Origin of the sequence: Vibrio porteresiae DSM 19223 (assembly GCF_024347055.1) — a bacterium.
Taxonomy (GTDB): Bacteria; Pseudomonadota; Gammaproteobacteria; order Enterobacterales; family Vibrionaceae; genus Vibrio; species Vibrio porteresiae.
In genome coordinates this window covers 1,857,222-1,872,821 of sequence record NZ_AP024895.1, presented here as the reverse complement: position 1 = coordinate 1,872,821, position 15,600 = coordinate 1,857,222, and the positions used below count along the sequence as shown (strand labels likewise).

Below are 15,600 nucleotides of genomic sequence, written 5' to 3'. Positions count from 1 at the left end.
TGAGGATGCTCATGACTGAGCTCCTTATGGATAAACACCGAGGTTAGAGATGTTTAAATCCATTTTATTACGTTTTAAATGGCCGATTTTGACGGCAACTTTTTTCAGCATTTTAGGCGCATTAGCGGGGCTTGGTATGCTGAAAATCATTACCACTCAGCTGGCTGCGCTCAGTGAGTCTCATCTAATTAATTGGAGTGATTTTGCCCTGTTTGGTTCAGCGGTATTGGGCGTGCTGCTGTTTGGGTTGGGTTCGCGTTACTTATTGGCGAAGTTGAGCGCTCAAGTGGTGTATGAGTTTCGTGATGAATTAGCTAGACGCTTACTCTGTACTCAATATGCCACTATTGAACGCCTTGGTGGGCATCGCATTCTTGCTGCGATGAAAACCGATGCGGCTAAGCTTTCGGATGGGCTGCTGATCATGCCTGGGTTCATCTACAGTTTTGTGACGGTGCTGCTCTGCTTAGGTTATTTGGTTTTTCTCTCTTGGCAGCTGTTTAGCGTGGTGTTTGTGCTGATCACGGCCATTGTGTTACTGGCTCGCCTATTTTTGGGCATTGGTTTGCGTCACTACCGTATCTTGCGTGGTCATGAAGATGAACTGTTTGATGGCTTAACGACGTTAGTGAATGGGGCCAAAGAGCTCAGTATTAATGCCAAACGACGCAAATTTGTTTACCAAAGTATTTTGCTGCGCAATTTTGCCGATATTAAAGAGCGCAGTATTAAAGTATCGGTGCTGTTTACGATGTTAAATAGCATGGCATCGACGTTAGTCTTCTTTGTTATTGGTGTGATTGTCTTTGGTGCGGCCAATTATTGGCCGGAAATATCACTCAATACGATAGTTAGTTTTGTATTAACTATATTATATATGATTAATCCATTGGAGAGTGTGGTCGGATCATTAAATCAAATGAGTGATTTCTCTGCTTCTTATCGAAATATTGAAAGTCTCGATTTAAATAATTCATCAAATTTTGCGATACGTATCCAAAATGATGTAAATACAGTTGATATGAAACAGTGGAATGAAATTAAAATAGACCAGCTTTGTTTTGAGTATGAAAATAGTGGGTTAGATGATTATCATTTTTCTGTCGGGCCTATTACGACTCAACTGAAACGAGGTGACGCAGTTTATTTGACCGGTGGAAATGGTAGTGGTAAATCCACATTCGCTAAGTTACTGCTTGGTTTGTATCAGGCCACCAGCGGTACGATTAGTTTGGATGATAAGCCAATCAGTCAGGTTGATGAACTGGAGAGTTATCAAGGATTATGCTCAGCTATATTTTCGGATTTTCATCTTTTTAATCATGTGCTTGCACCTGATGGTGAGTTAGCAAAAGACGAAGATATTGTGCCGTTTCTACAAGAGTTAGAGATGGATAAAAAAGTGTCTACCCATCATGGGTGTTTCTCATCAACGGCTCTGTCACAAGGGCAAAAGAAACGCTTGGCCTTGGTTATGTCGTATATTGAAAATTGTCCAATTTGTTTATATGACGAATGGGCAGCAGACCAAGACCCAAGATTCAGAGAACTTTTTTATACTGAAATTATTCCGCAATTAAAACGTCAAAATAAACTTGTATTAGTGATTACACACGATGATAAATATTTCGAATTAGCTGACCAATTATTACGCTTTGAAAGTGGGAGGTTGGTAGAGGATATTCGTTTATCACAAAGTGAAGTTAATCTACAAAGAATATTTGCGTAAAGAAAAGTAAATACTATAACAATAATGGATAACCAAATAAATTTGGTTATCCATATCACTTGAAAGTAACGTTTGGCTTTGAATCTTTGTCTTTTTGTTTCATACAAAAGGGCCCATTTTTATTGTGTAAAATGCGGGTTATTTAATATGGAAAAACAGCACCGTTTATCACTATTACGTGATGAAACGTTGGCGATGCCATTGTCTTCTGCTCAACAGGGAATGTGGTTCGCGCAACAATTGAATTTAGAAGCCAATCCTAAAGTCTTTAAGATTACCGAATATTTGCAGATTGATGGGGAAGTGGATATAGCGGTTCTTCTCGATGCATTTCAACACACACTGAAAGAAACAGAATCGTTCCAACGCATTTTTTATCCGGGTCAAATGGGGCCGTTACAACAGACGATCGTTCATCAGCCTTACGTTATTCCTGTAATCGATTGCAGTGACGCTGCTGATCCCCAGCAAATGGCGCGTGATTGGGTCGAGCAGGAGAGTCAGCGTGCTTGGGATTGGGATTACGATCGCTTGTTTTCTCTCGCGGTATTGAAGTTAAGTCCGACCTGTTTTTGGTATTTCGCCTGCGCCCACCATTTGATCATTGATGGTTTTGGCGCTCAGTTACTCTCATCTCGCGTCGCTCAGGTATACAGTGCCATGATGGGCAAAGAACCGATTCCTGAATGTGATTTTACGCCGCTGAGCAAAGTGCTTGAGAGTGAAGAACGTTATCGCACCAGTAATGCCTATCAAAAAGATCGCCAATATTGGCTTGAGCAGATGGCTGGCATGCCAACACCCTTGAGTTTGGGTGAACGTCGTGCGGTGTGCACTGGCATTGTGCGTCGTCAATCTTACTTGCCTGAAGAGACCCATCAAGCGCTGCGCCGCTTAGCCGCAGATCTTGGTACACCTTTGCCACAACTGCTTATCGCTATTACCGCCCTGTTTTTGTATCGCATAACGGGTGAGCAAGACCTACTGGTAGGATGTCCTATGACTGGACGCAGCAGCAAAGCTGCACGCCGCTATGCAGGAATGATGTCGAATGTGTTACCGCTGCGCTTAACGATCGATCCTAGCGCGACACTCGCCGAGTTAGTTGAACAAGTTCAAGCGCGAGTCTTAAGCATGGTGCGTCACCAAAATTATCGCGGGGAAGAGCTTAGTCAGGAATTAGGCTTAATTAATGTTGATGATGCGCTAGTACTGACCCACATTAACATTTTGCCGTTTGAATACGACATGACTTTTGGCGGGCTACCAGTACAAGCCAACAATGTTTCATTGGGGCCACTGGATGACTTGTCGATCAACGTCTGTGACCGCGGCGCAGAGCATGGTCTTGAGCTCTGTATTGATGCCAACCGCGCCCTCTATGATGATGTTACTCTCGATGGGCACTTTCAGCGCTTAATGCATTTTTACACCACTGTGACCAAAGTAACCCAGCAATCCAGTTTGGGTGACTATCCGATTATGATGCGCGAAGACTTAGCACAATGGCAGAGCTGGAATGACACAGTACAAGATTTTGGTCCACATCAACCCGTATTTCGTCTTTTTGAACAACAGGTTGAGCGCACGCCACACGCCATCGCACTTTCAGTTGAAGAAGGGCAGCTCACTTACGATGCGCTCAACCGACGCGCAAACCAATTGGCGCACTATTTACGCCAACGTGGCGTAGGACCTGAAGTGAAAGTGGCAGTGTGTTGCGATCGCAGTTGGGATTGGCTGATTGCTTTGGTCGCAGTATGGAAAGCGGGCGGTGCGTATGTGCCGATTGATCCTGCTTATCCAATGGAACGCATCGATTACATTGTGCAAGATTGTGCGCCGCAGTTCTTACTCTCCGATGGCGTGGTCTCCTTTGAAGAGCAGCAAAGCCCCGTTGAAGTGCTGCATATGTCAGAAGATGAAGTGCTGTGGATGTTTGGCAGTGAAGAGAATCCAAGCCATGAGCAGTATGCGGCGAATCATCTTGCCTACATTATTTACACTTCGGGTTCGACGGGTAAACCCAAAGGTGTCATGGTGGAACATTGCACCTTAACCAACTTGGTTCATTGGCATAATCAAGCATTTGCGGTGACCTCTGCAAGCGTGGTATCGAGTGTCGCCGGCATGGGCTTTGATGCGACGGTTTGGGAGGTGTGGCCTGCGCTTTGTGTCGGTGCTGAGCTTTGTGCGCCTAAACTGGCAGTTACGCGCGATCCGCAGCAGCTATTAAGTTGGTGGGTGAATCAACCGGTTCAAGTGAGCTTTTTGCCCACCCCAATTGCGGAGCTCGCTTTTGCTCAAGATGTCGCGCCAGCCACGTTGAAAACCTTGCTGGTTGGCGGCGATAAGTTAACTCGTCATGCGCCAGCCAAGGCTCATTATGAGCTGGTGAACAACTATGGCCCGACTGAAACTACTGTGGTGACGACATCAGGTTCCATGACCAATGCGGATATTTTGCATATCGGCAAGCCTATCGCAAACAGCCGAATTTATGTGTTGGATGAGCGGCAAAAACGCGTGCCTTGTGGCGTCACCGGTGAAATTTATATTGGTGGCGCTGGGGTTGCGCGCGGTTATATCAATTTGCCAGAGCAAACAGCCAGTCGCTTCTTACCCGATCCGTTTGCCGATTTACCTCATGCACGTATGTATCGCACCGGAGATTTGGCACGGTGGTGCCCTGATGGAACGTTAGAATATCGTGGTCGCAATGATAGCCAAGTGAAAATCCGCGGCTTTCGTATTGAACTGGGCGAAATTGCTCACGGCGTTCAAGCCTGCCAAGGAGTTGAATTGGCGGTGGTGACGGTAGTCAATGATCGTCAAGATAAGCGCATTGTGGCGTATTACACAGTCAGCCAAGAGACGGGAGTCGTACCGACACCCAATTCGATTCATCAAGAGCTATCTGACACCTTACCTAGTTACATGATGCCTTCCGCCTACGTTGAATTGGCGCAGATGCCACTGACCGCGAACGGAAAAGTGGATTATCGCGCGCTGCCTAAACCGACCGAAGGGGCATTTATTCAACGCGAGTATCAAGCGCCACAAGGTGATGTTGAGCTGCGCTTAGCACAGATATGGCAACACTTACTAGGCGTAGAGCGGGTCGGTCGTCAAGACAACTTCTTTGAATTAGGCGGGCACTCACTGCTGGCGGTGCAATTGATAGAACAGCTGCGCCAGCAAGGCGATGAGCTGGCGATTAAAGCACTGTTTACTCATCCAACTTTGGCGCAATTAGCAACGCAGGTGAATGGCGCTGCAATAGAGTCCAATGGTGCTCACCATGACGTTGAAGATGAGCTTATTGAGTTATCGCACCACAATGAGCTGACTCCGTTACAAAAAGACATTCTCCAACAGAGAACGCGCGCCGAGCAGCTGGCAGAGCCTTTGTTTGCGTTGCATGAGCGTTATCGACATCCCGATTACCTTAATCAATTGATTTCACAGGTTCGAAGCACAGGCACACAAACGCCGCTGTTCTATTTTGGCGATGAGCAAGAAAATGCAGCTTGGGTAGCGCAATTGAGTGATGCGGTTGATGCGGATATCCCTCTGTATCGAATTTTGTGTGGCGAGAACGTATTCGCTGAGCTTAATACCATTCAAAAGCTAGCGGACTATTATGTTCACGCGATTCGCCAGTATCAGCCGCAAGGTCCTTATCGATTGGTTGGTCGCGGCGCTGCTGGGATTATCGCCTATGAAGTGGCCGCGCAGCTAATGGGCATTGATCAACAAGTCAGCTATTTGGGCTTGATTGATTGTTGGGCAGCCACCACTCATGCCCAGCAACTGCGTCTGATAGAACATTCGCCAGTTTCTGTCGTGCCACTACTGGATGCACAAACCGGTCAAGCTTGGATTGAGCATGAATATCAGATTCATCGCTTACCTTTAACCTTGCATCTGTTTGTTTCACAAGCCGATGATTCGACGTTAGGTTGGGAAAACTACTATAGCGCTTCCCAGTTAACGATGACGATCAGTGGTGAAAAGTCCGCCTATATTACCCCTGAACAAGTGGCTAAAAAGCTAAATCGCGACTTGTCAGCTGCGCATTTGACGACAGAGGCACTGCATTACGATCCGCTAATTCCGTTACAAACCGGCAATCCCGATGGCGATATTGCCATTTGTATTCCTGGGGGCGGTGATAATGTGTTTGCGTTTGTGGACCTCGTTGAACAAATGGACAACACCATGACGATAGTTGGTTTGCAGCCACGTGGCTTGTGGGGCGACTTGCCTGCGCACACTCAAGTGCAAGCGGCAGCCCGTTGTTACCTAGAGGCGATTTTGCCGCTGATGCATGGCGTCAAATCGGTTGAAGATCAAGACCAGAGACGTAAAGTACACATTATTGGTCACTCCTTTGGTGGTTGGGTTGCGCTTGAGTTAACTCAATTGCTGGAACAGGAGGGGATTGAATTGGCTGAATTGGTGATGGCAGATACGCAACCACCACAAGCAGTGCAACGTGAATACTCCGATTTGGAAGTTATCGCCTATCTGGCAGGATTGATGGAAATGCATGGCATTACGCTACCGATGACTTGGGAAATCTTAGAGACGTTAGAGCCAACGCAACGTATTGCCAAGGTCTATCACCAACTGGTGAGCAAAGGGGCACTGCCAGCGGCGACTACGTTAGACCAATTTATGGGGATAGTGCGCGTATTTGCGGCTAACTTACGTACCGGCTATCAGCCTGAGCAGTGGCCCGTTGCACCGATACGTCTGTTGCTATCGACTCAAACGAGTCAAGCTCAGTTTGGTTCTGCAACACCTGACTCAGAACAAACGCTGTGGCTGAAGCATTTGCCGAAATTGGAGGTGGCCCATTGTGCCGTGAACCATATGCAGTTATTAAAGAAACGCCATGTTCATCAATTAATGGAACTCATTCATAGTCATTAATGATATATTTTAAATATCAAGTAAGTAAAAATTGAATATCAATAATTATTGGGTTGAATAATACCATTTTAACTGTGATTTTATATTTCCTATGAAGTGGTGTGTTTTATTGTTCACTTTGGTAAATAATAAGTATGGCGCACTGTTAATTAATAGACTAATGACATTTTCATACGATATTAAAGCGTAATGAGATATTCATCCCAAAAGTAAATATTCCAAATAATAATGAGTTATCTGAGTGTTATTTGGTGCGTAATTGGAGTAGTCTATCAATTAACTTGTACTATGTACCATATAGTTACACCTAGCTTGGCTTCAAGGCGATAGCAACCTAAGTGGTGAGTGGCGATCCCTCTCATCGGGTTCCTTATAAAAGATCGTTTATTATTAGATTCAAATTTTGAATTGATATGGCTAGTGTTGTCTTTAAAAATTAACCCTGTAATTCCGATTATAGGGTTCTTTTATTTTTAATTTTTTATTTTATTAAAATTTGTGCTTATTGTGGTCCTTTAAATATATGAGGGCTATTGTCACGTGTGTGTAATAGAGAGTTTATATCTATGATTGATCTGAATCGTTCATCAATTTATGCCGGTGAACAGCAGAACCTTGTATTACCTTTATCCGCCGCTCAAAGAGGCATTTGGTTTGCTCAGCAATTAAATAATGAAGCCAGTGCCAAAGTCTTTAAAGTGATCGAATATATGGACATTGATGGCCATATTGACTCAGACCTGTTAGTTCGAGCCATTGTCCAAACTCATCAGGAAACCGATGCTTTTCAGGTGAATTTTGAAAAAGGACCACAGGGCGAAGTATGCCAGGTGTATGCCCCTCGAAGCTGCCTAGTTCCCAAAGTGAATGTGAGTCAAGCGCCCGATCCTATCGCTGCAGCACGCGAATGGATCGCGCTAGAAAGCGCGCGCCGTTTTGACCCACACTTCGGTCCGCTCTGTTCGTTTGCCGTAATTCAACTTTCACCGCAGCGCTACTGGTATTTTTCTTCGGCTCACCATTTAGTTGTCGATGGATTTGGCGCGCGGCTTTTCTCCACACGCGTGGCACAAATTTATACCGCCTTAGCTCAAGGTGATGCGATCCCGCCAAGTGAATTTACACCTCTTGCGAGTGTGCTGGAGCTTGAGCAGCAATACCAACAGACCCAACAGTATCAGAAAGATCAACGTTATTGGGTGGAGCAAATGGAGCAACGGCCAGCGCCATTGAGCCTTGCTTCTCGTCAAGCGGCTTGTGTTGAGATCGTCCGTCGGCAAGCCTATGTGCCAACCGCGACGCAACATCAGTTGGTGGAACTTGCTCACACACTGCATACGCCACTGCCGCAGCTACTGATTACGCTCAGTGCGCTCTATCTTGCGCGTATGACGGGTCAACAAGAGGTGGTGCTGGGTTGTCCAATGACAGGGCGGCGCAATAAGGTGGCGCGTCAATGCCCAAGCATGATGTCCAATGTCTTGCCACTGCGCCTCACACTGACGCCGCAAAGCACCTTGGCGCAGTTGGTCGAGCAAGTCAAAGGCAAGGTGATGAGCACGGTGCGCCATCAGGGCTATCGCGGGGAAGCGTTGTCAGCCCAGCTTGGTTTGGTCAATGCAGAAGAGGCGTTATGTCTTACTCACATTAATATTTTGCCGTTTGATTACACCATGACCTTTGCGGGTCATTCAGTTAAGCCCCATAACTTAGCGCTCGGACCCATTGATGATCTGGCAATCAACATTTGTGACCGCGGCGCAGAGCAGGGCTTAGAACTGTGCCTGGATGCAAACCGTGCTCTGTATAGCGATGTTGAACTGGATGCGCATTTTGCGCGCTTGATGAATTTCTATCAGCAAGTGGTTGAGCAAGCGCATTCTTTACCAGTGGGTCAATTGCCTTTGCTTACCGCCGCCGACGAGCAACATTGGGTAGCCAGCAATTGCACCCAAGCCGACTTTGGTGCGTTTGAATCTGTGTACACGCTTTTTGAACGCCAAGCAGCGTTGCAGCCTAGCGCGATTGCCGTGAGTACTATGAGTGACAATGTCACTTATGCACAACTTAACGCTAAAGCTAACCAACTTGGTCATTATTTGCGTCGCTTGGGTGTCGGTGCAGAGAGTAAAGTTGCGGTGTGCTGCGACCGTGGTGCGAATTGGATTAGTGCATTACTGGCAGTATTTAAAGCCGGTGGCGCGTATGTGCCAATTGACCCCGCTTATCCGCAAGAGCGTATTGAGTACATGTTGCAAGACAGTGAGCCACAAGTGCTGTTGACCGATGGGGTTATCGATTTTGCTGCTGATTGTTTAGCTGATTTAGACCAAACCGTACAACTGGTGCATCTTATCGAGGATGCGCCATTGTGGAAAAGCGAGAGTGAGCGTAATCCTGATCATCAAGCATCGGGTGCTCAAGATTTGGCGTATGTGATTTATACCTCTGGTTCTACCGGTAAACCCAAAGGGGTGATGGTTGAACATCACACCTTGACTAACCTAATTCATTGGCACAACCACACTTTTGCACTCAACCAGAGCAGTGTGGCTTCGAGCGTTGCAGGGATGGGATTTGATGCAGCGGTTTGGGAAGTGTGGCCACCGTTAGCGGCTGGCGCACGATTATGTTTGCCAGATTTAGCAATAACCCGTGACCCGCAGCGTTTATTGGCTTGGTGGCAGGCGCAAGAGGTTGAAGTGAGCTTTTTACCTACGCCGATCGCTGAATTGGCGTTTGCGGGGCAAATCGCGCCTAAGCGTCTGCGTTATCTTTTGGTGGGTGGTGACAAGCTCAATCGTAATGTGCCAGAGAACGCCCATTACACCCTGGTCAATAACTACGGTCCAACCGAAACTACGGTGGTTGCAACATCTGGGGCGATGAATGGGTCTCACACCCTACACATTGGCAAACCGATTGCGAATACCCAGATTTATCTGCTTGATGAACAGCGCCAACGTGTGCCTTGGGGCGTGACCGGTGAGATTTATATCGGTGGTGCAGGCGTAGCGCGTGGTTATCTCAATCTACCAGAACAGACGGCAGAGCGATTTGTTGTCGACCCATTTTCAGCGCTACCGAATTCGCGCATGTATCGCACTGGTGATTTGGCGACGCTGGCACACGATGGCACGCTTATCTATCAAGGTCGTAATGATAACCAAGTAAAAATACGCGGTTATCGTATTGAATTAGGTGAGATTGCCCATGCGCTGCAGCAATGCGCTGAGGTTGAGATGGCCGCGGTCCAAGTCCTCAAAGAGCAAAACGATCAACGCATCGTGGCCTATTACACACAAGCAAAGCGGAATGCGCAAAGCGACCTCAATCACTCCGTTAGGATTGAAGAACTGCACGAGCAACTTGCAGCTACCTTACCCATCTATATGGTGCCAAGTGCTTTTGTCTGTTTAGAGCAATTGCCTTTAACGGCGAATGGCAAAGTCGATTATCGCGCTTTGCCGCACCCAAGTGAGGATGCCTATATTCATCGCGCTTATGAAGCGCCACAAAATGAACAAGAGCAGTTACTTGCGGATATTTGGCAGCAATTGTTAGGTGTGGAGCAAGTCGGCCGACAAGATAATTTCTTTGAACTGGGCGGACACTCATTACTGGCGGTGCAGCTTATTGAGCAGCTACGCCAGCGCAGTATCGAATTAACCATCAAAACCTTGTTTGCTCACCCTACCTTAGCAGAGCTTAGCTACGCGCTTGGTGCTGCTTCGACCAAGGCTCCAGCGCGCACTCCGGTTCCGCACAATCGTATTACTCTTGGTCAGACGCAATTGACCCCACAAGATTTGTCACTGATCGAATTAGAGCAAGCGCATATTGATGCCATTGTTGAGCAGATTCCTGGCGAAGTGAGCAATATCCAAGAGATCTATCCTTTAGCGCCGTTACAAGAGGGGATCTTGTTCCATCATATGCTCGCGCAAGAGGGCGATCCTTATATAACGCGGGCCATCAAAGCGTTTGCTACAGAACAAGACATGCAGCGTTTTGTCGCCGCTTTGCAAGCGGTGATCAATCGACACGATATCTTACGTACCAGCGTTTTGTGGCAAGGTTTGCCCGAACCAGTCCAAGTGGTTTGGCGTGAAGCGCCATTACAAGTCCAGCAGCTTGAATTGACTGAGGAAGACAAAGTTGAGGCGCTTAAAGCGCATTTTGCGCCTGAAATAACGCGTATCAATGTCCATCGTGCGCCGATGATGTCTCTGGCTGCAACAGAAGATGCGGCGCATGAGCGTTGGTTACTCTGCTTGATGATGCACCATCTCTGTTTTGACCACACCACCTTAGAGCTGATGATGGAAGAAGTGCAAGCGCATCTGCTGGGCAAAGAGGATTTACTACCGGAACCGCTGCCGTTTCGTGATTTTGTGTACGAGAGTCGCCAACAGGTTGATCTTGAAGCGCAACGAGCTTATTTCACTCGTCGTCTTGCGGATATTGATGAACCGTGTGCACCGTTTCAATTACTCGATATTCAAGGCGATGGCAGTGATACCACTGAATATCATTTGCCGTTAGAGGACGCTCTGGCTGAGCAAATTCGCGCAGTGGCCAAACAGCATGGTGTCAGTGCTGCGACGCTATTTCATCTGGCTTGGGCATTGGTGATTCGTGCGGCAACGGGACGTGATGATGTGGTGTTTGGCACGGTACTGTTTGGTCGCATGGCTGCGGGCGATGGAGCCAATCGTGTGTTGGGGATGTTCCTCAATACCTTGCCACTGCGGCTGAGTTTAAGTAATCAGTTGGTCGTGCAGGCGATTCAAGAAACCCAGCAGCATCTTGCGGAAATGCTGGATTATGAGCATGCGTCGCTCGCTCTGGCACAGCAGTGCAGTAGTGTCGCACCACAGAGCCCACTGTTTACCGCGCTGATCAACTATCGCTATGATGGTGGCAGTCGCCAAACTGAGATTCAAGCGCAATCGCTCGATCTACTGTACGCAGAAGAGCGCACCAACTATCCGATGGTGTTGTCGATTAACGATCACGGGCTACGCGGTTTCTCACTCGATGTCCAAGTGGCGCGCAGTGTTGGCAGTGAACGGGTTGCTGCCATGATGGTAACGGTGTTGAGTAATTTGGTGGCGACGCAAGCTGTGAGCAAGCCTATCCACCAAATTGGTGTGGTGCCTGATAGCGAATTACAGTACCTACAACGTTTAGCGCAGGGAAATCCGCACCCGCAGGTACATGAGATTGCTCATGAGAATGTGGTGAACTTATTTGCGCGCCATGCCAAGCAGTATCCTGCTGATGTTGCACTGCGAGATGTGTCGGGCGAGATGAGCTATGGCGAGTTGGATAAGGCTTCCAATCAATTGGCACATCAGCTTATTCATGCTGGCGTGGGCGCTGAGCAGCGTGTGGCGCTCTGTTTTGATCGTACTCGCTATAGCATTATTGCGATGTTGGCAGTGTTAAAAGCCGGCGGTGCTTACGTTCCTATGGATCCGCACTATCCGTTAGAGCGCTTGGCGTATATGGTCGAAAACAGCGAACCGACCTTGATTCTCACCGATGGTATTGTCGATTTTGTTCCCGTGTTGGCGGCAATGTCACCTGACAGCTGTTTACACGCTCAAGCCAATAGGGTTTGGAACCTGATGCAAGAGACCGACTGGCGTTTGGCGAGCAGTGAACCTGTGGTGAACACCATTAAAGGGAATCAGCTTGCCTATATGATTTATACCTCAGGCTCGACTGGGAAACCGAAAGGGGTGATGGTTGAGCACTCTCAACTGTTACATCTGGTGGCGTGGCATAATCCGGCCTTTGCCATTACGCGCCAAACGCCTGTTTCAGCCGTAGCGGGGGTGGGCTTTGATGCCAGTGTTTGGGAAATTTGGCCGCCACTGTGTGCGGGGGCACGATTGCATCTGCCTACATTAGCGGTTTCCAAAGATCCAGAACAGTTATTGAACTGGTGGCAAACGACGCCAATTGAAGTGGGCTTTTTATCTACTCCGATTGCTGAACTGGCTATGCAGCGTAAGTTAACCCATCCCACACTGCGTTATTTATTGGTTGGGGGCGATCGTCTTAATCGACTGCCTGCTGCAGATGCCACTTACCAACTAGTCAATAACTATGGGCCAACAGAAACGACAGTGGTTGCAACATCTGGGGTGATTGCCAGTGATGCGACCGTTATTGATATTGGTCAGCCGATAAGCGGTACTCAAATTCATCTTCTAGACAGTTATGGTCAACGCGTGCCTTATGGGGTGATCGGGGAGCTGTATATCGGTGGCACTGGTGTCGCGCGTGGTTACTTTAAACTTGCCGAGATGACTGAACAGCGATTTATCGCAGATCCGTTTACAACAAAAGAGATAAGCGAACTGCAGGGCATTGTTATTTCTCGGCTTTATCGCAGTGGCGATTTAGGCCGTTGGCGTGAGGATGGTACGCTGGAGTATTTAGGTCGTAATGATAGCCAAGTGAAAATTCGCGGTTTTCGTATTGAGCTTGGAGAAATCAGTGCTTGCCTCAACACTCACAGTGGAGTGAGTGAAGCGACTGTGACGGTCAACCGTGAGCAAAACACCACGCTGGTGGCGTACTATGTTGGGCAAGCACAGCCGCAGGCGCTGAAAGTCTATTTGGCAGCACGTTTGCCCGAATACATGGTGCCGGTTGCCTATGTCAAACTGGATGCTCTGCCGTTAACCGCCAATGGTAAAGTCGATTATCGAGCCTTACCCGCACCTCAGCCACAGGATCTTGCGCAGCAGGCATATCTGCCTCCTGAAGGTGAGATTGAGCAAACCATTGCTGGAATTTGGCAGCGTTTACTTGGGGTAAAACAGATTGGTCGCCAAGACAGCTTCTTTGAACTGGGTGGTCACTCAATGTTGGCGGTGCAGTTTTTAAATGAGGCACGTCAGCACGGCTATGAGCTCAGTTTAGCCGCACTTTTTACTTCATCACGTTTAGCCGATATTGCCGATGTGATCGCTCGTCACGGTGATCAAGCGGATATGGCGGTGGCGCTGCGTGCTGCCAAAGCCGGTGAACGACCACTGTTTATTGTGCCTGAAGCGAGCGGAGAAATGATGTATGCACCGCTGCTGGCAAGCTATATCGATCCGACTATTCCTGTTTATGGTCTCTCTGCACCAGATCGCAATGACGTTCCGTTTAAAACCGTTGAAGCGGCGGCGGCACGCTTTGCTCGTTTGATGCGTGATGTTCAACCCCAAGGGCCATATCGCTTAACTGGGATCTCCCTTGGCGGCACTCTGGCTTGGGAAATTTCCCAACAATTATTGGGACAAGACCAACAAGTGGAATATGTTGGCATTGTTGATACCTCGGCGGTGAAACCTCAAGTAGAACGTCACCAATTACGCGCACAAATGAGTGACGAACAGCAACTGACGGCGATGAGTAAAGAGGTATTTGACGGATTGGCGGCGGATATTTTGAGTCTTAATCAAGAGGTGACGGTTGAAGATCCCAACCTTAATTGGTACGACTACTACCTTGAGGCGAGTGCCATGGGGATGCTGCCAAGCGGTTGGAGCGAGCACTATTACCGCCAGTGGTTATTGCACCGTGAAGGGATCTTAGCCGCGGACTATCACTACCAAGCTCTGCCGATGGCAATGGACCTTTTGATTGCAGAAGAGCGTCCTATTGGGGAATCGGAGGAGATGGCTGCCTATTTAGGTTGGGATCGCTTTATGGCTCCGCAGGAGATTAAGATTGCCATGATTAAAGAGACTAACCACTACCACGTGTTTGTTGAGCCCTACATCGGTTATATGGCTGAGGCGATGTCGCAAGGCATCTTGGCACGCCAAGCTCAATATGAACAAGGTGCAAGGTTTACCCATGATTATCCAGAGCAGAGGCTTGAAATACTGCATCAAGGTGACAATGTCACTAATGTGGTGATCTATCTACTAGATACCACGGACCTGCTGCTCAATCGTCGTCCTCATCTATCGAATTGGGGGCAAGATTGCCTCGTGTTGGCATTGCGGCCACGTGGTTTGAACGGACTCAATGTACCGCATAGCACGGCAGAAGCTGCAGCGGAATACTATTGGCAGGCGATTCAATCCTATCTTCAGGCCGATGCCACGGTGCATGTCATGGGGGCGGGGAGTCAGGCTTGGGTTGCCACTCACTTAGGTGCGTTGGTTGCTAAGTCTGTGGATAGTGAGCCACAAGTCTATTTGGATCGGGTCGAGGCGCTTTATCTTGCACAAGGGACACCCGATGTCACTATGGTTGAGGTGATCCTCAATTGGTGCAATCGGTTAGCAAAATTGGGCTGGTTACTGGGCATCACTGAGCAGGATATTGCTCAGTTGGATCATCCTCAACGTATTGCCTTGTTGGATGCGGCATTGGTTGCCGCCAAGCCAAGCAAAGGTTGCCAAATTAAGGTATGGCCCACAGCGCAAGAGATTGGCTCGTTACTGCGAATTGAAGCCGCGCAGCAGCGCATGGCGTGTGGTCCAAACGAGCAAGGCAGTGGCTGTCAGCATTGGTTGCTTGATGCGGTGAGCGAAGATGCGTGGTCTTGGTGGCAACAGAAATTAGGAAAGGTTGTTCCTTTCACTAAATCGCGAAGTTCACGTCGATTTAATGAAAGCATCATGGGTCTGATTAAAGGCAATTTTTAAGCACTATAGCGGCTAATTAAGCGCGATTTAGGCAGGAGTTACGTAAGTGGCTCCTGCTTTTTTTGCTCTTTTTCCCTGTGGATGATATCAGCGCGAATAATTGAGTCGATATGCCTCTTTTTTACTATGTTGTCTGGAAAATTTCTTTATAACTACTACACTTAGAGTGTATCCAGAGTTAGGCACCGTCAGTTTTGCCCCACTTTGGATATAGATACCTTTTATTCATACTGTTTTTTTATACAGCTTTTTAGTTGACAATAGAGT

Annotated in this window: 3 protein-coding genes; all 3 read left to right on the top strand. The window is 47.9% G+C overall.

Annotated features, from left to right (window positions below):
* Positions 1-49 precede the first annotated feature (49 nt).
* Positions 50-1,729: a cyclic peptide export ABC transporter gene (locus OCV11_RS08510; protein ID WP_261892153.1), complete on the top strand. Its 1,680-nt coding sequence runs from the start codon at positions 50-52 to the stop codon at positions 1,727-1,729.
* 147 nt (positions 1,730-1,876) lie between these two features.
* Positions 1,877-6,667 carry a non-ribosomal peptide synthetase gene (locus OCV11_RS08505; protein WP_261892151.1) on the top strand — a complete coding sequence of 1,597 codons (4,791 nt, stop codon included), beginning with the start codon at positions 1,877-1,879 and terminating at the stop codon, positions 6,665-6,667.
* Positions 6,668-7,233: 566 nt separating this feature from the next.
* A complete protein-coding gene (locus OCV11_RS08500; protein WP_261892149.1) occupies positions 7,234-15,333 on the top strand; it encodes a non-ribosomal peptide synthetase in 8,100 nt (2,699 codons plus the stop codon).
* Positions 15,334-15,600: the final 267 nt, after the last annotated feature.

What these genes read in the sequence shown, in the direction of transcription:
- OCV11_RS08510 (WP_261892153.1), top strand. Translation starts at nt 50, where the DNA reads ATGTTTAAATCCATTTTATTACGTTTTAAATGGCCGATTTTGACGGCA.
- OCV11_RS08505 (WP_261892151.1), top strand. Translation starts at nt 1,877, where the DNA reads ATGGAAAAACAGCACCGTTTATCACTATTACGTGATGAAACGTTGGCG.
- OCV11_RS08500 (WP_261892149.1), top strand. Translation starts at nt 7,234, where the DNA reads ATGATTGATCTGAATCGTTCATCAATTTATGCCGGTGAACAGCAGAAC.